This is a genomic window from Noviherbaspirillum humi, from assembly GCF_900188095.1.
GTDB lineage: Bacteria > Pseudomonadota > Gammaproteobacteria > Burkholderiales > Burkholderiaceae_D > Noviherbaspirillum > Noviherbaspirillum humi.
This window is the reverse complement of record NZ_FZOT01000001.1, coordinates 619,602-643,612: the sequence shown is the minus strand read 5'-3', so window position 1 is coordinate 643,612 and position 24,011 is coordinate 619,602. Positions and strand designations below refer to the sequence as shown.

22 protein-coding genes and 2 pseudogenes are annotated in these 24,011 nt (G+C 63.6%); 12 read left to right on the top strand and 12 right to left on the bottom strand.

The window, feature by feature from the left end:
- Positions 1–63: 63 nt before the first annotated feature.
- The 10 genes and pseudogenes from CHB88_RS03100 to CHB88_RS03060 all read left to right on the top strand — a co-directional run bounded on the left by CHB88_RS03100 (position 64) and on the right by CHB88_RS03060 (position 7,409).
- On the top strand, positions 64–696 hold the full coding sequence (locus tag CHB88_RS03100) for a hypothetical protein (RefSeq protein WP_089397892.1): 633 nt from the start codon (positions 64–66) through the stop codon (positions 694–696).
- On the top strand, positions 693–1,217 hold the full coding sequence (locus CHB88_RS03095) for a TlpA disulfide reductase family protein (RefSeq protein ID WP_089397793.1): 525 nt from the start codon (positions 693–695) through the stop codon (positions 1,215–1,217). The genes CHB88_RS03100 and CHB88_RS03095 overlap by 4 nt, the downstream gene beginning before the upstream one ends.
- A gap of 77 nt (positions 1,218–1,294) precedes the next feature.
- Positions 1,295–1,732, top strand: a complete 438-nt coding sequence (gene aroQ, locus CHB88_RS03090; RefSeq protein WP_089397792.1) for a type II 3-dehydroquinate dehydratase — start codon at positions 1,295–1,297, stop codon at positions 1,730–1,732.
- 79 nt (positions 1,733–1,811) lie between these two features.
- The gene (gene accB / locus CHB88_RS03085) at positions 1,812–2,273 is read left to right on the top strand and encodes an acetyl-CoA carboxylase biotin carboxyl carrier protein (RefSeq protein ID WP_089397791.1); all 462 of its coding nucleotides are present in this window, start codon (positions 1,812–1,814) and stop codon (positions 2,271–2,273) included.
- A gap of 103 nt (positions 2,274–2,376) precedes the next feature.
- Positions 2,377–3,723: an acetyl-CoA carboxylase biotin carboxylase subunit gene (gene accC, locus CHB88_RS03080; RefSeq protein ID WP_089397790.1), complete on the top strand. Its 1,347-nt coding sequence runs from the start codon at positions 2,377–2,379 to the stop codon at positions 3,721–3,723.
- A gap of 46 nt (positions 3,724–3,769) precedes the next feature.
- Positions 3,770–4,684 carry a 50S ribosomal protein L11 methyltransferase gene (prmA, locus tag CHB88_RS03075; protein WP_089397789.1) on the top strand — a complete coding sequence of 305 codons (915 nt, stop codon included), beginning with the start codon at positions 3,770–3,772 and terminating at the stop codon, positions 4,682–4,684.
- A gap of 6 nt (positions 4,685–4,690) precedes the next feature.
- A pseudogene (locus CHB88_RS25975) lies at positions 4,691–4,795 on the top strand (MJ0042-type zinc finger domain-containing protein); the annotation flags it as partial.
- A 117-nt stretch (positions 4,796–4,912) separates the two neighbouring features.
- Positions 4,913–5,941, top strand: a complete 1,029-nt coding sequence (locus CHB88_RS03070) for a DUF3426 domain-containing protein (protein WP_176442267.1) — start codon at positions 4,913–4,915, stop codon at positions 5,939–5,941.
- 53 nt (positions 5,942–5,994) lie between these two features.
- The gene (locus CHB88_RS03065; protein ID WP_089397787.1) at positions 5,995–6,927 is read left to right on the top strand and encodes a carbohydrate kinase family protein; all 933 of its coding nucleotides are present in this window, start codon (positions 5,995–5,997) and stop codon (positions 6,925–6,927) included.
- A gap of 38 nt (positions 6,928–6,965) precedes the next feature.
- Positions 6,966–7,409, top strand: a complete 444-nt coding sequence (locus CHB88_RS03060) for an outer membrane lipoprotein (RefSeq protein WP_089397786.1) — start codon at positions 6,966–6,968, stop codon at positions 7,407–7,409.
- Positions 7,410–7,484: 75 nt separating this feature from the next.
- On the opposite strand, the pseudogene CHB88_RS25970 reads toward CHB88_RS03060, so the two are convergent.
- The 10 genes and pseudogenes from CHB88_RS25970 to CHB88_RS03010 all read right to left on the bottom strand — a co-directional run.
- Positions 7,485–7,625: pseudogene (locus CHB88_RS25970) on the bottom strand (DUF167 domain-containing protein); the annotation flags it as partial.
- A gap of 117 nt (positions 7,626–7,742) precedes the next feature.
- Entirely contained in the window at positions 7,743–8,285 is a 543-nt protein-coding gene (locus CHB88_RS03050; protein WP_089397784.1) for a YggT family protein, read from the bottom strand.
- Between the two features lie 92 nt (positions 8,286–8,377).
- Positions 8,378–8,992 (bottom strand): histone H1-like DNA-binding protein, encoded by a 615-nt coding sequence (locus CHB88_RS03045; RefSeq protein WP_089397783.1) that lies wholly within the window; start codon positions 8,990–8,992, stop codon positions 8,378–8,380.
- 520 nt (positions 8,993–9,512) lie between these two features.
- A complete protein-coding gene (locus CHB88_RS03040; protein ID WP_089397782.1) occupies positions 9,513–10,709 on the bottom strand; it encodes a ribonucleotide-diphosphate reductase subunit beta in 1,197 nt (398 codons plus the stop codon).
- A 91-nt stretch (positions 10,710–10,800) separates the two neighbouring features.
- Complete coding sequence (locus CHB88_RS03035) at positions 10,801–13,668, bottom strand: ribonucleoside-diphosphate reductase subunit alpha (RefSeq protein ID WP_425436049.1); 2,868 nt, start codon at positions 13,666–13,668, stop codon at positions 10,801–10,803.
- Between the two features lie 410 nt (positions 13,669–14,078).
- Complete coding sequence (gene ampD / locus CHB88_RS03030) at positions 14,079–14,681, bottom strand: 1,6-anhydro-N-acetylmuramyl-L-alanine amidase AmpD (RefSeq protein WP_089397780.1); 603 nt, start codon at positions 14,679–14,681, stop codon at positions 14,079–14,081.
- A complete protein-coding gene (locus CHB88_RS03025) occupies positions 14,678–16,132 on the bottom strand; it encodes a sigma-54-dependent transcriptional regulator (protein WP_089397779.1) in 1,455 nt (484 codons plus the stop codon). The genes ampD and CHB88_RS03025 overlap by 4 nt, the downstream gene beginning before the upstream one ends.
- 122 nt (positions 16,133–16,254) lie before the next feature.
- On the bottom strand, positions 16,255–17,976 hold the full coding sequence (locus CHB88_RS03020) for a sensor histidine kinase (RefSeq protein WP_089397778.1): 1,722 nt from the start codon (positions 17,974–17,976) through the stop codon (positions 16,255–16,257).
- Positions 17,976–18,230, bottom strand: a complete 255-nt coding sequence (locus CHB88_RS03015; RefSeq protein ID WP_176442293.1) for a PP0621 family protein — start codon at positions 18,228–18,230, stop codon at positions 17,976–17,978. The genes CHB88_RS03020 and CHB88_RS03015 overlap by 1 nt, the downstream gene beginning before the upstream one ends.
- On the bottom strand, positions 18,227–19,036 hold the full coding sequence (locus CHB88_RS03010) for a cytochrome C assembly family protein (RefSeq protein ID WP_089397777.1): 810 nt from the start codon (positions 19,034–19,036) through the stop codon (positions 18,227–18,229). Before CHB88_RS03010 ends, CHB88_RS03015 begins: the two co-directional genes overlap by 4 nt.
- Before the next feature lie 236 nt (positions 19,037–19,272).
- On the opposite strand from CHB88_RS03010, the gene ffh reads away from it, so the two are divergent.
- Positions 19,273–20,646, top strand: a complete 1,374-nt coding sequence (gene ffh, locus CHB88_RS03005) for a signal recognition particle protein (RefSeq protein WP_089397891.1) — start codon at positions 19,273–19,275, stop codon at positions 20,644–20,646.
- A gap of 382 nt (positions 20,647–21,028) precedes the next feature.
- Positions 21,029–21,514: an SWIB/MDM2 domain-containing protein gene (locus CHB88_RS03000; RefSeq protein ID WP_089397776.1), complete on the top strand. Its 486-nt coding sequence runs from the start codon at positions 21,029–21,031 to the stop codon at positions 21,512–21,514.
- An 88-nt stretch (positions 21,515–21,602) separates the two neighbouring features.
- Here CHB88_RS03000 and CHB88_RS02995 read toward each other — a convergent pair whose 3' ends face one another.
- Together CHB88_RS02995 and CHB88_RS02990 are read right to left on the bottom strand one after the other, a co-directional pair.
- The gene (locus tag CHB88_RS02995; RefSeq protein WP_089397775.1) at positions 21,603–22,217 is read right to left on the bottom strand and encodes a lytic transglycosylase domain-containing protein; all 615 of its coding nucleotides are present in this window, start codon (positions 22,215–22,217) and stop codon (positions 21,603–21,605) included.
- Positions 22,218–22,219: 2 nt separating this feature from the next.
- Positions 22,220–23,956 carry a proline--tRNA ligase gene (locus tag CHB88_RS02990; protein WP_089397774.1) on the bottom strand — a complete coding sequence of 579 codons (1,737 nt, stop codon included), beginning with the start codon at positions 23,954–23,956 and terminating at the stop codon, positions 22,220–22,222.
- Positions 23,957–24,011: the final 55 nt, after the last annotated feature.

Here is a 24,011-nt window from a genome sequence, read left to right as displayed (position 1 = left end):
GCTGAGTCGAAACGAGATAGCGCGATTTTACCCGAGCCGCGTCGCCGCGCCTTACAAGGTATGATGAATGCCATGAGTCATTATTCTTCTGACACCGAACTGTTGCGCGCCGAGATAGCCGCTGCGGCAGCCCGCCTGATCGCGGAAGACGGCGCCGACTATGCCACCGCCAAGCGCAAGGCGGTGAAGCAGATCCTCGGCAACGCCAAGGTGCGCGGCAACGTCATGCCGGACAACGCCCAGATCGAGGACGAGGTCCGCGCCTACCAGGAGCTGTTCTTCGGCGACACGCAGCCGGCGCGCCTGCTGGCTTTGCGCAGGGCGGCGCTGCGCATCATGGAAGACATGGCCCAGTTCTCCCCTTATCTGACCGGCGCCGTCCTCAACGGCACGGCGGGCGACCATTCCGACATTCATCTGCAGCTGTTCACCGACAGCGCCAAGGATGTCGAAATATTTTTGCTGAACAAGAACGTCGATTTCGAAGTCTCGGAGCGCGCCCATTTCAAGGGGCATGCGGAGCCGGTGGAAACCATCAGTTTCCTCTGGCACAACGAAGGCGTGCATCTCTCCGTCTATGCCGCCGACGATCTGCGCGGCGCGGTCAGGCAGCAGGCCGGCGGTCGCCAGGAGCGCGCGGGCATCGACAGTGTGCGCAAGCTGATACAGGAGTCGGAGGCTCCCGGAACACCATGAAGAAAAACACCCTCGCCTTTCTGTTCGTCGGGCTGCTGTTCGCGGGCGGCGGCGCCCTGCTGGCCAGCCGCCATACCGAGCCTGCCGCCGCGGCCGACAGTGCCGTGGCCAACCTGTATGCCCAGTCCATGCCGGACCCGAAGGGACAGCAGCAGGCATTGGCTGGCCTGAAAGGCAAGGCCGTGGTGGTGAATTTCTGGGCAACGTGGTGCGTGCCCTGCGTCGATGAAATGCCGGAGCTTTCAGCGCTGCACCAGGAGCTCGACAAGAACCGGTTCGAGATCATCGGCATCGGCATCGATTCGCCAACCAATATCGCCCAGTTTTCCGAAAAGTACCGGATCGGTTATCCTCTCTATGTCGCCGGCATGACCGGCACGGAGCTGTCCCGCCAGTTCGGCAACAAGGCGGGCGGCCTGCCTTACACCGTCCTGATAGGCCGCGATGGCACCGTCAAGAAGAGCTACCTCGGACGGCTGAAACTTGACGAACTCCGCCGGGATTTGCAGAAGCTTTCATAAAAAGGTCATTTTTTCTTGCCAATCATCATCATTTGACGGCAAAATGCGCCATCGTCGTCAAACGGAGTTTTATCTCCATGGCAAAAAAACTGCTTTTGCTGAATGGTCCCAATCTCAATCTGCTAGGAACGCGTGAGCCGCACGTCTACGGCTCCACGACGCTGGCTGACGTCGAACAGGCGGCCATTGCTCAGGCAAAAGCGGCAGGCGCCGAGCTCGACTTCTTCCAAAGCAACCACGAAGGTGCCTTGATCGATCGTATTCACGCCGCCCGCACGGAAGGCGTGGATGCCATCGTCATCAACCCGGCTGGGCTCACCCATACCAGCGTCGCCTTGCGCGATGCCTTGGCCGGGGTCGCCATCCCGTTCATCGAAGTGCATATCTCGAACGTGCATCAGCGCGAGGCATTTCGGCACCACTCCTACCTGTCGGGCATTGCGACCGGCGTGATCTGCGGCCTTGGCGTCGAAGGTTACCGCCTCGGCATCGAATACGCATTGAAGAAACTGTAATTTTCTGGTCGGTTTGGCAACCGCATATAATTGCGGCAATCGAATCGATTGCATCACCACTCATTTCTGAGGATCTTTCATGGATTTACGCAAACTCAAGACCTTGATCGACTTGGTCGCCGAATCGGATATCGCTGAGCTGGAAGTCACGGAAGGCGAAAGCAAGGTCAGGATCGTCAAATCCTCCGCTGGCGCAGCGGGTCAGGTTGTCATGATGCAGCCGCAAGCGCTGCCGCAGGCTGCTTCTGCTCCTGTGGCGCCAGCCGCCATCGCGGCGCCGGCACCCGCCGCGCCCGCCGAACCGCAAGGCCATGTCGTCAAGTCGCCAATGGTCGGCACCTTCTACCGCGCTTCCGCTCCGGGCAGCCCGGCGTTCGTCGAGGTCGGCAGCACCGTCAAGGAAGGCGACACCCTGTGCATCATCGAGGCGATGAAGCTGCTGAATGAAATCGACGCCGACGCCTCTGGCGTGATCAAGGAAATCCTGGTGGAAAACGGACAGCCGGTCGAGTTCGGCCAGCCGCTGTTCATCATTGGCTAAACCGGCGCGCGATCCCGTTCGCGCCCGCCGTGGCGCCTTTGAGCGCTTCCTTGGGCGCGCCTCCGCGGCCCCTTAACGTTTCAGCCTGCCGTACTCATCACTTATGTTTGAAAAAATTCTCATTGCCAATCGCGGTGAAATCGCCCTGCGCATCCAGCGCGCCTGCCGCGAGATGGGCATCAAGACCGTGGTCGTCCACTCGGAAGCGGATCGCGAAGCCAAGTATGTCAAGCTGGCCGATGAATCGGTCTGCATCGGACCCGCTCCGTCGGCGCTCAGCTATCTGAACATGCCGGCCATCATCAGCGCCGCCGAAGTCACCGATGCCGAAGCCATCCACCCGGGCTACGGTTTCCTCTCCGAGAATGCCGACTTCGGCGAGCGCGTCGAAAAATCCGGCTTCGTCTTCATCGGCCCGCGTCCCGAATCGATCCGCCTGATGGGCGACAAGGTCTCGGCCAAGCAGGCGATGATCAAGGCCGGCGTGCCCTGCGTTCCTGGCTCCGAGGGCGCCCTACCGGAAGATCCGAAGGAAATCGTGCGCATTGCGCGCAAGATCGGCTATCCCGTCATCATCAAGGCGGCCGGCGGCGGCGGGGGACGCGGCATGCGCGTGGTCCATACCGAAGCCGCGCTGCTCAATGCGGTGACCATGACCCGGACCGAGGCCGGCACCGCTTTCGGCAATCCCGAGGTTTACATGGAGAAGTACCTGGAGAATCCGCGTCACGTGGAGATCCAGGTGCTGGCCGACGAATTCAAGAACGCCATCTGGCTCGGCGAGCGCGACTGCTCCATGCAGCGCCGCCACCAGAAGGTGATCGAGGAAGCGCCCGCGCCCGGCATCCCGCGCAAGCTCATCGAGCGCATCGGCGAGCGCTGCGCCGAAGCCTGCCGCAAGATCGGCTATCGCGGCGCCGGCACCTTCGAATTCCTCTATGAGAACGGCGAGTTCTACTTCATCGAGATGAATACCCGCATCCAGGTGGAGCATCCGGTGACCGAGATGATCACCGGCGTCGACCTGGTGCAGGAACAGATCCGCGTCGCCGCCGGCGAGAAGCTGCGCTTCAAGCAGCGCGACATCGAGCTGACCGGCCACGCGATCGAGTGCCGCATCAACGCCGAGGATCCATTCAAGTTCACGCCGTCGCCCGGCCGCATTGTTTCCTGGCATCCGCCCGGCGGCCCCGGCATCCGCGTCGATTCGCATGCCTATGCCGGCTACTTCGTGCCGCCGACCTACGATTCCATGGTAGGCAAGGTCATCGCCTACGGCGCCAACCGCGACCAGGCGATCCGCCGCATGCAGATCGCGCTGTCGGAAATGGTGGTCGAAGGCATCCTGACCAACATCCCGCTGCATCGCGAGCTGATGGTGGACGCCCGCTTCATCGAAGGCGGCACCAACATCCATTATCTGGAACAGAAGCTGGCGAACAAAGCCTGATGCGCCCGGTCGCAGCATTATCAACGCTCGTCACGAGGCATCCTTCATGAGCTGGACAGAAATCGTCATCAACGTCGCCCGCGAACAGGCCGAGGCCCTTTCCGATGCGCTGATGGAGAGCGGCGCCCTGTCGGTATCGGTTGAGGATGCCGATGAAGGCACCGACGCCGAGCGGCCGCTGTTCGGCGAACCCGGCATGGAGCCGACCGAGGCAGCGTGGGACCACAGCCGGGTCATCGCGCTGGCGGCGGAAGACGCCGAGCATGCGGCGCTGGTGGCAGAGGCTGCCGAGGCCATCGGCCTGGCGCAGGTGCCGGACTTCGTGCTGCGCAAGGTCGAGGAGCAGGACTGGGTGCGCCTGACGCAATCCCAGTTCGAGCCCATCCATATCGGCAAGAACATCTGGGTGGTGCCGAGCTGGCACGATGCGCCCGATCCTGCGGGGCTGATTCTGGAACTGGACCCCGGCTTGGCATTTGGCACCGGCAGCCATCCCACCACCCGCCTCTGCATGGAATGGCTCGAGGCCAACGCGCCGCAAGGCCTGTCGGTGCTGGACTATGGCTGCGGCTCCGGCATCCTCGCCATGGTGGCGAAGAAGCTGGGCGCCTCTCCTGTGTATGGGGTGGACATCGACCCGCAGGCGATCGAATCGGCGCGCTACAACAGCGAACGCAACGGCTGCGACATCGCTTACTTCCTGCCGGAGGAATTCGGCGGCGGCGCGCAGCCGGAAACCTATGACGTGGTGGTGGCCAACATCCTGTCCAGCCCGCTCAAGCTGATGGCGCCGATGCTGTCGTCGCGCGTCGCACCTGGCGGCCGGCTGGTTCTGTCAGGCATCCTTTCGCGTCAGGCGGACGAGGTGGCGGCAGCCTATGCGCCCTTCATCGCCCTGTCGGTCTGGGCCGAGCATGACGGCTGGGTCGCGCTGAGCGGCCAGCGCTCATCTTCCCAATAACCAGGCATGGCGCTCGCAACCCGGTGTCCGCATTGCCATACGACATTCAGGGTCGCCCATGACCAGTTGAAGCTGCGCGCCGGCCTGGTACGGTGCGGCACGTGCAAGCAGATCTTCAACGGCATCGAGAACTTGCTCCGGCCGGAAGAGGCAGCGGTCAAAGATGCCTCTCCGATTGCGCCTTCGATGGATGCGGCGCCTCCCGCGCCCGAGGCGTCGCAACCCGCCATGCAAGCAGCGCCAGATGCCGAAGCCGCCGAAGCGCCGGAGAAGGCGCCGGCGCAATCCACGACGGATGGCAGTCCATCCACCTCCGCCGCGCAAGCCGGCCGTGAAATGGCGGCGGATGCGCCGGATCTTTCTTCACTCCTCATCTCGCCCAGCGAGACGCATGACGCTCATCCTGATCCTGTCGCCGCCCCGCAGGAGCCGCCCGGACGCACCGTACTCGACATCCGCCCGGCAGCCCCCTTGCCTCCGCTGGAAGACGATCTGCCGCAGGCACTTGCCGCGCCTGAAGACGAGCCCATCGAACTCAACCTCGAACCCTTCCGGGAAACGGATCCGCCGACGGATATCGTCGAACAGCGGGAAGAGAATACATTCGGCGATCTAGCAGCCACCGCCGATGAGAGCGTGGGTCGGCCGTCGCCCGGGGCCGACCGGGAACGAGCACCGCTGGCGGCGCCGGCGGCGACCGATACCGCAGCCAATGCGGAACCGGGCTACGACGAACCCAGCTTCGTCGTGCAGGCGCGGCGCAAGCAGCGCTTCGGCCGGCTGACCCGGGTCATACTTTGGCTAGGCAGCCTGCTGCTGCTGCTGGCCCTCGCCGCGCAGCTCATCGCCCTGTTCCGCAATCAGCTTGCCGCTCGCATGCCGCAGATGGCGCCGGCACTGTCGGGCGCCTGCGCGCTGCTCGGCTGCCGCATCGAGCTGCCGGCGCAGATCGATGCCCTCGTCATCGAATCGGGCGAACTGCAGACACAGAATGCCGACAGCCATGCCTATGTTTTTACAGGCATGCTGCGCAACCAGAGCGGTACGCCGCAAGCCTGGCCGCATCTCGAGCTGAACCTGAGCGATGCGGATGGCAAGCCGGTCGCCCGCCGGGTTTTCGGTCCCAGGGAATATCTGCCGCGGGGCCAGGGCGCGGAAAACGGCTTCGCCGCGCGCTCGGAGCAGGCGGTGCGGCTGGTGTTCGAAGTCTCGCAGCTGCAGCCTTCCGGCTACCAGGTTTACCTGTTCTACCCCTGACCCCGCGGCCATCACGCAGCCGCGATTCAACCACCAACCCGACACGCTGACCCATGACCTCCCTCATTTGCGGCTCACTCGCCTACGACTCCATCATGTCCTTCCAGGGCCGCTTCTCCGAAGCCCTGCTCGCGGACCAGCTTCATAAAATCAATGTCGCCTTCCTGGTGCCGGAGATGCGCCGCGAGTTCGGCGGCTGCGCCGGCAATATCGCCTACAACCTGAAGCTGCTCGGCGGCGAGCCGCTCATCATGGCGACGCTCGGCCAGGACGGCGCATCCTATGCCGACCGGCTCGACAAGCTTGGCATCGACCGCCGCTGCATTCGCGTCATCGACGATGCCTACACCGCCCAGGCCTTCATCACCACCGATGCCGACAGCAACCAGATCACCGCCTTCCATCCGGGCGCGATGGGACAGTCGCATCTGAACCGCATCGCCGACGCCGGCAAGGTCAGCATCGCCATCATTGCGCCGGATGGCCGCGAAGGCATGGTGCAGCATGCGGAAGACTGCGCATCGGGCGGCGTGCCCTTCATCTTCGATCCGGGCCAGGGCCTGCCGATGTTCAGCGGCACCGAGTTGACGCACTTCATTGAACTCGCCACCTACGTGGCGGTCAATGATTACGAAGCCGAACTGTTGATGGAGCGCACCGGGCTCAGCCTGGAACAGATCGCGCAGCGGGTGAAGGCGCTGGTGGTGACGCGCGGCGAACGCGGCGCCGAAATCTACACCGGCCAGGAACGCCTCGACATTCCCTGCGTGCCGGCCGATGCCATCATCGATCCGACCGGCTGCGGCGATGCCTTCCGCGCCGGCATGCTCTATGGCCTGACGCGCGACATGGACTGGTCGACCATCGGCCGCCTGTCCAGCCTGCTCGGCTCCATCAAGATCGCGTCCCGCGGCGGCCAGAACCATCGCGTCGAGGTTGGCGAGATCGACGAGCGCTTCCACCGCCACTTCGGCTACCGCTTCTAAACGCCGCGCCGGCCGCGGCATTCGTTCGAGGAGTATTCATGCGACATGCACTCGGCCTGGCGGCGCTGCTGCTGGCACTCTCCGGATGCGCCACGCAGGAGGCGCCGCCTGCCGTCATCGGCTCGACGCAGGGCACCACCCTGGTTCAGGTCGGCCGGATCACCGAGGTGCGCGACAGGACCATCGCCGACCCGGCGCGGGGTGTCGGCGCCATGGTGGGCACAGTGGTCGGCGCGGTGCTGGGCAGCACCATCGGCAGCGGTTATGGCAGCACGGCGGCCTCGGTGGGCGGCAGCATCGCCGGCGGCGTGGCCGGCAACGCGATGGAAAAATCGGCCAATACCCGCACCGAGACTCAGGTCACGGTACAGCTCGACAGCGGCGAACTGCGCACCTACAGCGTGACATCCGGAGAGGTTTTCCGGGTCGGCGATCCGGTACGCATCGTCACCCGCAACGGCATCAGCCAGGTCACTCGCTGACCGGCGGAAGCCACCGGCCATTCATTCACGAGGGTTGCCGAGCAGCCGCTTCTCCATCTCGGCAGCGTTCAATCCTCAAGCGCTTGTCTCGATCAGATTCCGTCTTGCCGCATGGCCATGGGCAACGATGATCGAAGCGCGTGGAAATCCGGGCTGCTTTGCCAAGCAACGCACCAGGGCATCGTTCGCCTTGCCATCGATCGGGGCGGCTGCAGCCGAAGCTTGTAGGCACTGTCAGACAGGCCGGCCAGGCCGGTCAGCTTCGCGTTGGACATGATGTGCAGCGTCAGGCAGAGAACGTCATCCGCTTCGGTCCATCAGGATGACATCTGCTCAGGCCAGCGTGACGACGAGGTAGGTGATGAGCTTCAGGCCGATGTTCAGCAGCAGGAGCGCCACCAGCGGCGACAGGTCGATGTTGGCGATAGGCGGCACCACCCGGCGCAGCGGCCGCATCAACGGATCATTCAGGGCGCGGACGAACGGCGCCATCGGCGCGTAGGGATTGACCCAGCTGAACACCGCTTCGATCAGGATCAGTCCCATGAAGCCGTAGAACACCCACTCCGCCAGGCGCAACAGAGACAGCAGCAGCAATCCGCTCGGCGAAAATCGATTGAGGATGGCGAGATCGATGGCGATGGAAGCGACGATCACGAGAATGGCGCCGACCAGGCTGGCCCAGTCGTAACCGGCCACGCCGGGAAAAATCCGGCGCAGCGGCTTCACCAGCCAGTCGGTCAGCTGGTAGACGAACTGACCCAGGGATGAAGGCGGCCGGACCCGCACGACCTGCATCCAGAACCGCAGCAGCAGCACGCCGCCGAGGACGCCGGCGATGGTATCGACGATCAAGGTAAGAATGCTCTGCAGCACATCAGCTCCCTAAATAAAAATCCCGTCGTGCAGCGTAACACCACACGACGGGATTGTGCCTGAAGTTAATCAGGCCACCAAGCAAGGTCCGGTTACGGACGGCTGCCGGTCGGGAAAGGCCAGGCTGCTGCCGGATTCAGCACGGTCTTCGCTGCGGGAGCAGCTGCCGGCTTGGCTGCGGCGGCCTTCTTGGCCGGTGCGGCTTTCTTGGCCGGTGCTGCCTTTTTGGCTGCGGTGGCCTTCTTGGCCGGTGCAGCTTTCTTGGCGGCGGCCTTCTTCGCTACGGGCGCCTTTTTGGCTGCGGCGGCTTTCTTGGCCGGTGCAGCTTTCTTGGCGGCGGCCTTCTTCGCTACGGGCGCCTTTTTGGCTGCGGTGGCTTTCTTGGCCGGTGCAGCTTTCTTGGCGGCGGCCTTCTTCGCTACGGGCGCCTTCTTGGCTGCGGCGGCTTTCTTGGCCGGTGCAGCTTTCTTGGCGGCGGCCTTCTTCGCTACGGGCGCCTTCTTGGCTGCGGTGGCTTTCTTGGCCGGTGCAGCTTTCTTGGCGGCGGCCTTCTTCGCTACGGGCGCCTTCTTGGCTGCGGTGGCTTTCTTGGCCGGTGCAGCTTTCTTGGCGGCGGCGGCTTTCTTGGCTACCGGCGCCTTCTTGGCGGCGGCCTTCTTGGCCGGCGCAGCTTTCTTGGCGGCGGTTTTCTTTGCGGCTGTTGCCATTTGTTTCTCCTTCACGTGATGGAAAAAATCAAGCTACAAGGTTGAAACCCGCATTAATCATCGCGATGATTCCTGCGGATTATTCATCGGCACAAGCATGAAAAGCGTTTGCGCTAATGAATTCGGCACCAGCTGAACTGCTGCATCCCCTCGTCTATGCAGCACTTCAGCCTCATTTGACTGCCCGCGTCACCGACTTCCCGACGTTGTCGCCTTAACGGAAGCTATACCGCGAATGCAGCCAAAAAAAACGCCAGCCTTACGGCCGGCGCTGGGATAGTCCTTCGGAGAAGCCACCGAATTTTTTCAGAGACAAAGCCGCCGAGCCCGGGATAAGCGGGCTGGGCGGCTTGCGCGTACTGGATCGAGTCGCTCGTCTACTGTCCATCAAGTTGTTTGCGGCCTCTCGGTTTGTGGCCGGCGCTTCGATCGAAGCTTCCGGCCCTTTGTCTCTCCACTTGCATATGGGTGAAACGGTGATGCTGACTTACTGCTGATCTCGCCATCGGCGATTGGATTTTTATTCCCAGCTCAATGCGCCGCCGGTCTGGTATTCGATCACGCGAGTCTCAAAGAAGTTGCGTTCTTTTTTGAGATCGATCATCTCGCTCATCCAGGGGAAGGGATTCTCTTCCTGCGGATACAGCAGATCGAGTCCGATCTGCTGTGCACGACGATTCGCGATGAATCTCAAATACGACTTGAACATCGGTGCATTCAGTCCAAGCACTCCACGCGGCATTGTATCTTCTGCATAACGATATTCCAACTCTACCGCGCGTAAAAACAACGCTTTGATCTCCTCGCGGAACTCTGCAGTCCACAGATGCGGGTTCTCGAGCTTGATGGTGTTGATGAGGTCGATACCGAAATTGCAGTGCATCGACTCGTCGCGCAGGATGTACTGATACTGCTCCGCCGCGCCCATCATCTTGTTCTGGCGTCCGAGTGCGAGGATCTGCGTGAAGCCGACATAGAAGAAGAGACCTTCCATCAGGCAGGCGAAGACGATGAGCGACTTCAGCAGCTTCTGGTCATTCTCGGTCGTGCCCGTCGTAAATTCCGGGTTGGTCAGCGTGTCGATGAACGGGATCAGGAACTCATCCTTGTCACGGATCGAAGCGACCTCGTGATAGGCGTTGAAGATCTCGCCTTCATCGAGGCCGAGCGACTCGACGATGTACTGGTAGGCGTGCGTGTGAATCGCCTCCTCGAACGCCTGGCGCAGCAGGTACTGGCGGCATTCCGGCGCGGTGATGTGGCGATAGGTGCCGAGCACGATGTTGTTCGCCGCCAGCGAGTCGGCGGTGACGAAGAAGCCGAGATTGCGCTTCACCAGCCGGCGCTCGTCCTCGGTCAGGCCGTTCGGATTCTTCCACAGCTCGATGTCGCGCTGCATGTTGATTTCCTGCGGCATCCAGTGGTTGGCGCAGCCGGCGAGGTATTTGTCCCAGGCCCATTTGTACTTGAACGGCACCAGCTGATTCACGTCGGTCTGGCCGTTGATGACGCGCTTGTCGACGGCATTGACGCGGCCGCCGGCATCGGCCGACGCGGCGGGCTTGGAGGCGGGCGCCAGTGCGCCGTGCATCGTCTGCACATTGACGGCCTGGCGGTCGAACGCATTGGGAACGGCAGAGGCGACCGAGTTCAGCCCCGGCTTGGGAAGCGGAGCGGCGGGTGCGGCAGGAGCGATATCGTCATCCCAGCTGAGCATGTGATTTTTCCTTGCTGAATATTGTAGTGAGTCGATCGTTATCTTCAAGTAAGCGCAGGAACATGTCCTGCGCTATGTCACAACGACGGGGTTACTGGCAGGCTTCGCATTCCTCGAAGCCGGGGTCGCCGGGGCGCAGCATGCATGCCGGACCGGCGATGTCCTCGGCGGGCACTTCCGCCGGCGCGGCTGCCGCGCCTGCTGCGCCGTTCAGCGCACCGTTGGCGGAGACCGCGTTGAGGGCGCCGGCGCGGGTGGTCGACTTCTCTGCGTGAGTGGCGCCGATGGTGCGCAGGTAGTAGGTCGTTTTCAGACCGCGCAGCCAGGCCAGCTTGTAGGTCTCGTCGAGCTTCTTGCCGGAGGCGCCCGCCATGTAGATGTTCAGCGACTGCGCCTGGTCGATCCACTTCTGGCGGCGGGAAGCCGCTTCGACCAGCCACTTCGGTTCGACTTCGAACGCGGTGGCGTAGAGGTCGCGCAGGTCCTGCGGGATGCGGTCGATCTTGGCCAGACTGCCGTCGAAGTACTTGAGGTCGGCGACCATGACTTCATCCCACAGGCCGCGGGCCTTCAGATCGCGCACCAGGTTCTCGTTGATCTCGGTAAATTCGCCCGACAGGTTCGACTTCACATACAGATTCTGGTAAGTCGGCTCGATGCAGGCGGAGACGTCGATGATGTTCGAGATGGTCGCCGTCGGGGCGATCGCCACGCAGTTCGAATTGCGCATGCCGTGCTGCTTGATGCGGCTGCGCAGGGCATCCCAGTCCATGCTCTCGGTGGTGTCGACTTCCAGGTAGCCGCCGCGCTCTTCCGCCAGCAGCTTGAGGGAGTCCTGCGGCAGGATGCCGCGATCCCACAGCGAGCCGCGGTAGGAGCTGTAGCGGCCGCGCTCTTCGGCCAGCTCGGTCGAGGCCCAGTAGGCGTAGTAGCACACTGCTTCCATGGAGCGGTCGGCGAACTCCACCGCATCGGCGGAGGCGTACGGCACGCGCATCATGTGCAGGCAGTCCTGGAAGCCCATGATGCCCATGCCGACCGGGCGATGGCGCAGGTTGGAGTCGCGCGCCTTCTTCACCGCGTAGTAGTTGATGTCGACCACGTTGTCGAGCATGCGCATTGCCGTGCGGATCGTCTTCTGCAGCTTGGCGTGATCGAGCTTGCCGTCCACCATGTGCGCCGGCAGGTTGACCGAGCCGAGGTTGCAGACGGCGATTTCGCTGTCATTGGTGTTGAGCGTGATCTCGGTGCAAAGGTTGGAGCTGTGCACCACGCCGACATGCTGCTGCGGCGAGCGGATATTGCATGGATCCTTGAAGGTGATCCAGGGATGGCCGGTCTCGAACAGCATCGACAGCATCTTGCGCCACAGGTCGAGCGCCTGCACCTTCTTGAACAGCTTCAGCTCGCCGCGGGCGGCCTTGGCTTCGTAGCCGAGGTAGGCTTCCTCGAAGGCGCGGCCGTACTTGTCGTGCAGGTCCGGCACGTCGCTCGGGGAGAACAGGGTCCACTCGCCCTTTTCCATCACGCGCTTCATGAACAGGTCGGGAATCCAGTTCGCGGTGTTCATGTCGTGGGTGCGGCGGCGGTCGTCGCCGGTGTTCTTGCGCAGGTCGAGGAATTCCTCGATGTCCATGTGCCAGGTTTCCAGGTAGGCGCAGACGGCGCCCTTGCGCTTGCCGCCCTGGTTGACGGCGACGGCGGTGTCGTTCACCACCTTCAGGAAGGGCACCACGCCCTGCGACTTGCCGTTGGTCCCCTTGATATGGGAGCCGAGCGCGCGCACCGGGGTCCAGTCGTTGCCGAGTCCGCCGGCGTACTTGGCCAGCAGCGCGTTTTCCTTGATGGCTTCGTAGATGCCGTCGAGGTCGTCGGAGACGGTGGTCAGGTAGCAGGAGGACAGCTGCGAACGCTGGGTGCCGGAGTTGAACAGGGTCGGCGTGGAGCTCATGAAGTCGAAGCTCGACAGCAGATTGTAGAACTCGATGGCGCGCGCCTCGCGGTCGATCTCATTCAGCGACAGGCCCATCGCCACGCGCATGAAGAAGGCTTGCGGCATCTCGATGCGAGTGCCGTTGATGTGCAGGAAGTAGCGGTCGTACAGCGTCTGCAGGCCGAGGTAGCCGAACTTCAGGTCGTGCTCGGGCTTGAGCGCCTCGGCCAGTTTCTGCAGGTCAAACTGAGCCAGCTTGGCATCGAGCAGGTCGGCTTCGATGCCCTTCTTGATGAAGCGCGGGAAGTAATCGATGTAGGCGGCGGCGGCATCCTGCTGCGCTACTTCCTGGCCGAACACCTCCTTGCGGATGGTGTGCATCAGCAGGCGGGAAGTGACCTTGCTGTAGGCCGGATCCTTTTCCATCAGCGCGCGCGCGGCCAGGATGGCGGACTTGTGCAGCTCTTCAACCGGCACGCCGTCGTACAGGTTCTTCAGCGTCTCGGCCAGGATGGCTTCGGCATCGACATGCTTTTCCAGTCCGATGCAGGCGGCGGTGATCAGGTCGCGCACCTGGGCCACGTCCAGCGGACGGCGCTCGCCGTTTTCCACCACATGCACCTGCGGCGTGTCGGCAGCGGTCTTGGACTGCTGTGCGCGCTCTTCCATGCGCTTGGCGCGGTACAGCACATAGGCGCGGGCGACGTCATGCTCGCCGGAGCGCATCAGGGAGAGCTCGACCTGGTCCTGAATGTCTTCGATGTGAAAAGTGCCGCCGGCCGGCTGGCGGCGCACCAGGGCGGAAACCACGCTGGCGGTCAGCTGCTCGACCAGCTCGCGCACCCGCACCGATGCCGCACCCTGCCCGCCGTTCACGGCGAGGAAGGCCTTGGTCATCGCGATGGAAATCTTGGACGGCTCGAAGCCGACCACCGTGCCGTTGCGGCGGATGATCTTGTAGTCGCCGAGATTGACCGACAGGTTGGTCGTCGTCGCGGGCGCTGCGGGATTGCGGGGAGCGATCATGCCGAGTTCGTTTGCGGATTTGACGGAAACTTCCTGAGTAGAGTGCATCGAGCCTCCTTTAGTTGTGTTGTGCTCAGCTTTTCGGCTGGGTGTTTGTCGTTGTGAGCAGCCCTAGGGTGGGCCGTTCGCCAATTGGGTGCCGCCTCGCGCACGGGCGCAAGCCAGGGATGCAGGGTCTGAATCGGGGATGCTAGTGGACGGTATGCCCGCCGACACTGCCGAACGACTTTAATTCAGCAAGGGAAACCCTTGAAATTATTGACTTTCTGCATCTTGCCGCCGCCGCAATACCAGGTTTTTGGTACTACATCTAGTGGTTTGGCGGGCTGGTGAAACTAATTCTAGTAGGTCGATGCGTAGTGTGCAATAAGTTTTTTACAGCAAATTTGCGTTGCGTCGGCTTGACAGAATCAGCATTCGTTACTCTTGGGGAACTGCAACGCGGCGGATGCATTCGGTGCCGTCGCACTGACCAGTGCCCGATAACGCTGCCAATCGAAGAAGGGGCCGGGATCGGTCTTGCGCCCAGGAGCCACATGCTCATGGCCTGTGACATCGGCAAGCGCATAGCGCCGGCAAAGCGCCTCGGTCAGCTCCGCCAGACGCGCATACTGCACCGGCTCGAAGGGTTCGAAATCGGTGCCCTCGACTTCGATGCCGATCGAGAAATCGTTGCAGCGCTCCCGGTCGCCGAAGCGGGAGGCCCCGGCATGCCATGCGCGCTGATTGGCCGAGACGAATTGGATGATGGCGCCATCGCGCCGGACGAGGAAGTGCGCCGACACCTTCAACGCGCGCAGCTGATCGAAGTAAGGATGCAAGTCGCAATCGAGGCGATTGCAGAACAGGTCCGCGATATAGGGACCGCCGAACTCGCCGGGCGGCAGGCTGATGTTGTGAATCACCAGCAGATCGATGGGCATGCCATCGGCCCGGTCGTCGAAATTGGGGGACGGTTCGTGGAGAGCGCCGGCGCACCAGCCGTCCGCGCCGACATGCAGGCCGGACGTCATTCCGGCTCGCGGATGGACAAGCGCTGCATGCGATAGCGCAGCTGGCGAAAGCTGATGCCGAGCAGTTCGGCGGCCTGGGTACGGTTGAAGCGGGTGCGCTGCAGCGCCCTCAGGATCACCTGGCGCTCGATCTCATCGAGATGCTGGGGCAGGCAGTTCGGCAATTCCTCCTGCGCTGGCGCGGCCGATGCCGTCGGTGTCCGGGGCGCCGCCGGTGGAGCCGCCTCGACGGGCGCGGCGACGGCCGGCTGCGGCACTTCCCGCGCCTCGGCCACGACAGGCGCGAGGGACTGGCTGACCGGCTTCAGCCCCAGGTCGATGACCTGGATGATGCCGTCGTTGGCGAACGCCAGTGCGCGCTCGAGAATGTTTTCCAGCTCTCGCACATTGCCGGGGAAGGCATGCTGGCGCAGCGCGTCGAGCGCTTCCGGCGCCAGGCGGGCGCGCATGCCGGCCGGCGCCAGCCGGTTCAGGATGGCTTCCGACAGCATGCCGAGATCGTCGAGACGCTCGCGCAGCGGCGGCAGGCGCAACTCGATGACATTGAGCCGGTAGTAGAGGTCCTGGCGGAACTTGCCGTCGGCGACGCACTTTTCCAGATCCTGGTGGGTCGCGCTGATGAGGCGCACATCGACCGGCTCCTCCACCGTGGCGCCGACCTTGCGCACCCGCCGCTCCTGGATGGCGCGCAGCAGCTTCACCTGCATCGGCAAGGGCAGTTCGGCGACTTCGTCGAGCATCAGCGTGCCGCCGTTGGCCGCCTGGAAGAAGCCATCGCGGTCGTCGTTGGCGCCGGTGAACGCCCCCTTTCGATAGCCGAAGAATTCGGCTTCCATCAGGGTCTCGGGAATGGCGCCGCAGTTGACGGCGATGAAAGGCTTGTCGGCGCGGTTGCTGTGTACATGGATGGCGCGCGCCGCGAGTTCCTTGCCGCTGCCGGATTCGCCGTGGATGGAAACCGGCGCCATGCTGCGCGCCAGGCGCGCGATCTGGACGCGCAGATCCTGCATGACGGGCGATTCGCCGAGCAGAGGCGACTTCCCGGAAGCCGAAGGCGACGAACCGGCGGATGAGCCCGACAGGCCATCCATGCGCAGCGCCGATTGCACCATTTGCCTGAGCTGGTCCAGGCCGACCGGCTTGGACAGGTAATCGAAGGCGCCGGCCTTGAGGGCGGCGACCGCATTGTCGGCGCTGCCAAAGGCGGTGATCACGGCCACCGGCGTATGGCGCGGCATGCGGGCGATCTCGCGCACCAGGTCGATGCCGAAACCGTCCGGCAGGCGCATGTCGGTCAGCACCAGCGCGTAATCGCGGCAGGCCAGGCTGTCGCGGGCGGCGGCGAGACAGTCGGCGCTGTCCACGTCGAGGCCCATCTTAAGCAGCGTGATTTCCAGCAGCTCGCGCAGGTCTGCTTCGTCGTCAACAATCAGGATACGCGGGGAACTCATATTAATAGAAGAATCATCCAGCCCGGGAGCCGGCCCCGGATCGATCAATCCCCAAGCTTACCCAATGTAAACAGGCGAAGCGAGGGAAAAGTAGGCGCGCTGCGCTGCGCGCCACACCATGTTCATGGGGATGGGTGGCCGGACAGCGCCGGCTGCGACGCGACCAGGGTGATGACGAAGCGGCCGCTCAGATGATCGCCTCGCCCCTCCGGCTTTTCATGGCGATATTCATAATCCAGCATGGCGCCGTTGTTCAGGCACAGTTCGCGCGCCAGGTAGAGGCCGAGCCCGGTGCCCTTGCTGGAGGTGGTGTAGAAAGGCTCGAACAGGTGCGCCCTGACTTTCGGCTCGATGCCTGGGCCGTCGTCCTGGACGTGCAGTTCGAGCCGGCCCGACTTCTGAGCGACCGCCCAGATGCGGATGCTGCCGTCGCGCTTGCTGGCGTAGCGCAGCGCATTGGTGAGCAGGTTGACCAGCACTTCTTCCAGGTGCAGCGGGTCGAAGCGTACCGTATGGCCGCCGACTGGACCGAGTCCGATCAGCGTCGGCGGCAGCGACTGGGTTTCGCCGAACTCGCCGAGCAGCCGGGGCAGGAAGGAAGCGAGCGGCAGCTCCTCGTCATTCATCTGGGCCTTGCGCGACAGCTTGAGGATGTCTTCGATCATGCGGTTCAGGCGGCTCACGTTGTCGCCGATGATCTTCAGCAGTCGCTGCTGAGTGGGGAGCACCAGGTCTTCCTTCAGCAGCGAGGCGGCATGGCCGATCGCCGACAGCGGATTTCGCACCTCGTGGGCGATACTGGCGGTGAGACGGCCCATGGATGCCAGCTTCAATTCCTGCGCCTGGCTCTCGATGCGGGTCATGTCCTGCAGAAAAATGACGGCGCGGTCGTCCGCCACGGCACTGGAACGAACCCGGGCGAAGCGCAACCTCAGGTGCGCCGCCATTTCTAGTCGCCCGCCCTGCCCCATAACAGTCGTGCGCTGCAGGTTCGGCTGCTCTTCGCTCGGCTTGACCACCACGAAGGCGGATGCGTCGGCGTCCTCGCCATCCGCCGCGCGCTTCATCCAGCCGAGGAAGGCATCGGCGATGGGTTGCAGCGCGGGCACTTCGTCGAGATTCCACTCGGGCGCCATGCCGGGCTTCAAACCGAGCATGCGCTCCGCCGCGGGATTGCAGGCGAAGATCGCCAGTTCGGGACCGGTCACCAGGATGCCGTCTTCCATGTCGGCGATGATGAGCTGGTTGATGGCTTCCTGCACTCTCAGGTCGCGGCCGCGCTGCGCTGCCAGGTCTTCCTGCTTGATGAGCTTGCCGGCGAGGCGGTTGATGAGGAAGACGGCGGCAAAGAAAGCGGCGCCGAACAGGCCGGCGCGGGAAGTGGAAACGTCATTGGCCGATAGCAGCACCTGGTAGCCGCTTTCGCCGAGCATGATCAGCGTCACCACCGACACCAGGAACAGCGCCGGCACGAGCGGCGTCAGAATCGCTCCGCCGCACAGCGGAAACAGATAGAGGATGGCGAGCCCGCTCTGCACGCCGCCGGCGGCGACGTAGAGCAGCGTGATGCAGGCGATGTCGATGGCCAGTTGCAACAGCAGCTGCAGCAGAAAATAGCGGCGCTGGTAAACGCTCAGCAGCCAGAAGCCAATGGCGGCCGCCAGATATAGCAGGTAGGTATCACGCCCGAATGGCTGGTCGTTGCCGAGCAGCGGGCGGCCGTTGAAGGCCAGGAAGAGCAGCAGCACCGCAACGATGACGATGCGGGTGAAGCCGAAGGTCTGGAGCGGGCGCCAGAAGGCGGCGCGGGTTTCGGCGGTGCCCAGGCCGCTGAGCAGGGACATCAGCCCCCGGCTCCGAGGCGGAAATGCTGTTCGCAGCAATAGGGCCGTCCGGCCAGGTCGAACAGGGCTTCCGATGCCGGCACATGAAGCTGGCATCGGGCGCAGGCCAGCATTTCCTCGGGCCGGCCGAGCCGGTCAGCCTGAGCGCCGGCCGCGCCCCGGCCCCGGCCGCCGGAATGGCTCGCCAGCGATTTGCCCCGCATATACCAGGCGACCACCAGGGCCGCGATCAACAGCCAGAACAGCAGCTTCATGCCAGGCTCCGGTGCAGAACGACTTCCAGCACGAATCGGCTGCCGACGTAAGCCAGCAGCAGCGTGGCGAATCCGGAAAGCGTGAAGCTGAGCGCCGTCTTGCCGCGCCAGCCGCGCAGATAGCGGCCGGCAAGCAGCAAGCCGAAGAGCGCCCAGGACAGCAGCGTGAAGACGGTCTTGTGATCCCACTGGAAGGGAATGCCGAACAGCTGTTCGGAGAAGACGATGCCGGAAAGCACCGTCAGGCTGAGAAGGAAGAAGCCGAATCCGATGAGGCGAAACAGCAGCTTTTCCATGGTCAGCAGGGCCGGCAGGCGATCGATCGCCGCATCCAGCCAGCTGTCCTTGCCGGCGCCCTGACGGCCGTGCAGGCGCGACTCCTGCAGCGCCATCAGCACTGCGTGGAAGGCGGCGATGGTCAGGGAACTGTAGGCAAGGATGGCGATGGCGATATGCCAGGGGAAAAGCGAGGACTTGGCCGACAGGGGCACCACGCTGCCCGGGAAGATGGCCGGCAGCAGCACCGCGAGGGCTGCGCAGGGCAACACCAGCACGCGCAAGCCGTCGAGGGAGAAATTCCGGTTCTCCAGCCAGTAGGCCGCGACCGAAACCCACAGCGTCGCCGACAGCACGACCGCGAAGCCGATTCTGACGGCGCCGGGAACGATGACGTCGGCACCGAGCGCCGCGCCATGCAGCAGCCAGCCGAACGCCGTTCCGAGCGAGATCGCCGTCTTGAAGCGGGCCGGCAGGAACGCGCAGACCGCATACAGCAACGCCGCCATGATGAAGAAGATCGTTTGCATTGCGCCGGAGGGTGGGGAAAGAATTCGAGTTTACACCATGTCCGGCTGTCATCATCCCTGCCCGGGACCCGATTCCGGTTTCAAGCGGCGGCGCGGCGCGGGGGCTTTCCATACCCGGGCGAAAGGCCGGCCCGCGCATGCCCTGTGCGCGGACCGCGCAGGCTTCATCGGGTAAAATGGCCCTCTTTCCGATCGCCGCGCGGCGCATCGCTTGTCATTTCACCATATCCACATCCATGCTCGACAATCTCACCCAACGCCTTGCCAAAGTCGTCAAGACCATGCGTGGCGAGGCCCGCCTGACCGAATCCAATACCGCCGAGATGCTGCGTGAAGTGCGCTTGGCGCTGCTGGAAGCAGACGTGGCACTGCCGGCCGTGCGCGAATTCATCGCCAAGGTGAAGGAAAAGGCTGTCGGCGAGGAAGTCATCGGCTCCCTCACGCCCGGCCAGGCGCTGGTCGGCGTGGTCCAGCGGGAGCTGGCGGACATCATGGGCGCCGACCTCGGGCCGGATGCCTCGCAGTTGAACTTCGCCACCCAGCCGCCGGCGGTGATCCTGATGGCCGGCCTGCAGGGCGCCGGCAAGACCACCACCGTCGGCAAGCTGGCCAAGTATCTGCGCGAACAGCAGCGCAAGAAGGTGCTGACGGTATCCGCAGACGTCTACCGCCCGGCCGCGATCGGCCAGTTGCAGACCGTGACCGGCCAGGTCGGCGCCGACTTCTTCCCTTCCCAGCCGACCGACAAGCCGGTGGACATCGCGCTGGCGGCCCTCGACTACGCTCGCAAGCATTATCACGACGTACTCATCATCGACACCGCCGGCCGCCTCGGCATCGACGAAGCGATGATGCAGGAGATTGCCGCCTTGCATGCGGCGGTGAAGCCGATCGAAACCCTGTTCGTGGTCGACGCCATGCTCGGCCAGGATGCGATCAACACCGCCAAGGCCTTCAACGATGCCCTGCCGCTGACCGGCGTGGTGCTGACCAAGCTCGACGGCGACGCCCGCGGCGGCGCGGCGCTCTCGGTGCGCCACGTCACCGGCAAGCCGATCAAGTTCACCGGCGTGGCGGAGAAGCTGGATGGCCTGGAAGCCTTCGATCCGACCCGCATGGCCAACCGCATCCTCGGCATGGGCGACATCCTGGCGCTGGTGGAAGAGGCGCGCAAGGGCGTCGACGTGGCGGCGGCCCAGGACCTGGCGCAGAAGATCAAGGGCGGCGGCAAGTTCGACTTGAATGACTTCAAGGCCCAGCTGTCGCAGATGAAGAAGATGGGCGGTTTGTCCGGCCTGGTGGACAAGCTGCCGGCGCAGTTCCAGCAGGCCGCCAGCGGCGCCAGCATGGATCAGGCGGAAAAGCAGGTGCGGCGCATGGAAGGCATCATCAATGCCATGACCCCGGCCGAGCGCGCCAAGCCGGAACTGATCAAGGCCTCGCGCAAGCGGCGCATCGCCGCCGGCGCCGGCGTCCAGGTGCAGGAGGTCAATCGCATGCTGTCCCAGTTCGAGCAGATGCAGTCGATGATGAAGAAGCTCAAGGGCGGCGGCATGATGAAGATGATGCGCAGCCTGAAGGGCATGATGCCCAACGGCGGCATGCGCTAGCCAGCCGCTCCCGCCTCGGCCGTCTTCAGCGGCGGCCGCATCTCCCCCTCTCGACCGGCGCCGGCAATAAGTCCGGTGCCTCCTTCCCGGCTGTTCCACGGTCCGCCTTGGCTTCAACGCCGCCGAGCGTTCCGCGCTTGCGCCAGATCAGAAATACCCGCCCCTTGCATGAGCATCCGCTTCAATGCCGCCGAGCGCTTTTGATGACGGACCGCGCTTTGCTTTCAAAACGCGCGTTTTCCCTCTGAAGATCTCGTGGCAGGCAGCAGACAAAATGATGTCTAAACGTATAAAAAACACTTGCATAGCCATAAAAACCACACCACTATTAGCGGTGCGTGATAGGACGCATATTCCACACACTTTGTGAAGGAGGCTTAAGATGGCAACAGCCAAGAAGACCGCGGCGAAAACCGCCGCCAAGAAGCCCGCTGCAAAGAAGGCCGCAGCGAAACCCGCAGCAAAAAAAGCAGCCCCTGCCAAGAAAGCCGCTCCGGCTAAAAAGGCAGCAGCCAAGCCCGTAGCAAAGAAGGCAGCGCCGGCGAAGAAAGCCGCGCCCGCCAAGAAGGCAGCCGCCAAGCCGGTAGCGAAAAAGGCCGCCAAGCCGAAAACCGCGCGCCAGCCCAACGCCGCCTTCATGAAGCCGCTGACCCCGTCGGAAACCTTGGGTGCAGTCATCGGCGCCAATCCCCTGCCGCGTACCGAAGTCACCAAGAAGGTGTGGGATTACATCAAGAAGAACAAGCTGCAGGATGAAGCCAACAAGCGCATGATCAATGCAGACGACAAGCTGAAAGCCGTGTTTGGCGGAAAGAAGCAGGTATCGATGTTCGAGATGACCAAGCTCATTTCGGCCCACCTGCAATAATCCTCCTCTTTCCAGAGGCCAAACAAAAACGCCCGCATCGCGCGGGCGTTTTTGTTTTCGGCGTCCGTACTTGTTACGACGCGGTACCTCAACTCGGGAATTCCCACAGCCGCTTCGCCGCCAGCACCGCATTCGGATATTCCGGCCGGCCCCGGCTGCCGTTGTAGCGCCCCAGCGCCAGATATAGATCGCCCCCCTCCATGTCGAGATACATGCGCAGGATGGCGCAGCCGTAGCGCAGGTTGGTCTGCATGTGGAACAGCTTGCGCCGGTCGCCGTCGCCGATCACGCGGGTCCAGAACGGCATCACCTGCATGTAGCCATGGGCGCCGACCGGCGAAACGGCGTACTTCCGAAACGCGGACTCGACCTGGATCAGCCCCAGCACCATTGAAGGCTCCAGGCCGGCGCGCTTCGATTCGTACCAGGCGGTTTCCAGGAATTCCCGGCGCACCTGCATGTCGGGCAGCTTCTTTCGAAGCCGGTCCGACATGGTGCCGAGCCAGTTCAGATACTGGATGCGGTCGGCGATGTTGGAAAACGCCGGCTGCGGCGGCCGGGCATCGCTGATGGCGCGGGCCAGAGCGAGCCGGACGGAATCCGACAGCGCCTCTTCGCGCTGGTTGCCGGCGCAAGCCAGGGTGCTGGCCGCCAGCAAGGCCACCGCGGCCAGCGTCCGCAGGCGGGTCAAACCATACGCCATGCTCAGGCGTTCGCCAGCCTGGTCTGGATGAAGGCAGCCATCTCCGGCACGGCGACCGGCGTTGCGGCGGCATCGCGGCGGCCCTGGTACTCCAGGCGTCCTTCCTTCAAGCCGCGATCGCCGATGACGATGCGGTGCGGCACGCCGATCAGCTCCCAGTCGGCGAACATGACGCCGGGGCGTTCGCCGCGGTCGTCCAGGATGACGTCGATACCGGCCGCCTGCAGTTCGGCGTAGAGGCGGTCGGCCTCGGCGCGCACCTGCTCGTTGCGGTCGTAGCCCATCGGGCACAGCACCACTTCGAACGGCGCGATGGACGCTGGCCAGATGATGCCCTTGTCGTCGAAATTCTGCTCGATGGCGGCGCCGAGAATGCGGGTCACGCCGATGCCGTAGCAGCCCATTTGCATCAGCTGCGGCTTGCCGGTCTCGTCCAGATAGGTCGCCTTCATGTCCTGAGAATAGCGGGTGCCGAGCTGGAACACATGGCCCACTTCGATGCCGCGCTGGATGGCGAGCACGCCTTGGCCGTCGGGCGACGGATCGCCTTCGACCACATTGCGCAGGTCGGCCACCAGCGGTTCCGGCACGTCGCGGCCCCAGTTGGCGCCGGTGTAGTGAAAATCGGCCTCATTGGCGCCGCAGACGAAGTCGCTCATGTTGGCCACGGTGCGGTCGGCCACCACCTTGACCGGCTTGCGGGTGCCAATCGGGCCGAGATAACCGGGCTCGGTGCCGAACCAGTCGACGATCTCGGCTTCGCTGGCGAAGCGGTAGTTGGCCAGGCCGGGCACCTTGCCAGCCTTCACTTCGTTCAGATCATGATCGCCGCGCAGCATCAGCAGCCACAACTGAGTGCCGGCCGGGCCTTTTTCCTCGTCGTCCACGGCGAGCACGATCGATTTCACCGTGCGCGCCAGCGGCAAGCCGAGCAGTTCGGCGACGTCTGCGCATTTCGCCTTGCCGGGAGTCGACGCCTTGACCAGCGCCTCGGTTGCGGCGGGACGGGAAGTCGCCAGCGGCAGCGCCTCGGCCGCCTCGATGTTGGCGGCATAGGAAGAAGTCGGGCAATACACCAGCGCGTCCTCGCCGGTATCGGCGATCACGTGGAACTCGTGCGAACCGGAGCCGCCGATGGCGCCGTTGTCCGCCGCCACGGCGCGGAACTGCAGGCCGAAGCGGTTGAAGATGCGGACGTAAGCGTCGTACATGATCTGATAGGAACGCTGCATGCCTTCGACGTCGCGGTCGAAGGAATAGGCGTCCTTCATGGTGAACTCGCGGCCGCGCATCAGACCGAAGCGGGGCCGGCGCTCGTCGCGGAACTTGGTCTGGATGTGATAGAAGTTGACCGGCAGCTGGCGGTAGGACTTGATTTCGGTGCGCACCAGGTCAGTCACGACTTCTTCCGACGTCGGCTGGATGGCGTAGTCGCGACCGTGGCGATCCTTCACCCGCATCAGCTCGGGACCCATCTTGTCCCAACGGCCCGTTTCCTGCCACAGTTCGGCGGGTTGCACCACCGGCATCAGCAGTTCGATGGCGCCGGCGCGGTTCATTTCCTCGCGCACGATGTTTTCCACCTTGCGGATCACGCGCAAGCCCATCGGCATGTAGTTGTAGATGCCCGAGCCGAGGCGCTTGATCATGCCGGCGCGCAGCATCAGCTTGTGGCTGATGATTTCGGCGTCGGAAGGGGCTTCTTTAAGAGTGGAAATAAAAAATCGTGATGCGCGCATTTCGATGAATTCTTTTTAAAAAGAGAGAGTTATAATCGACTCAATTTTAAAGGAT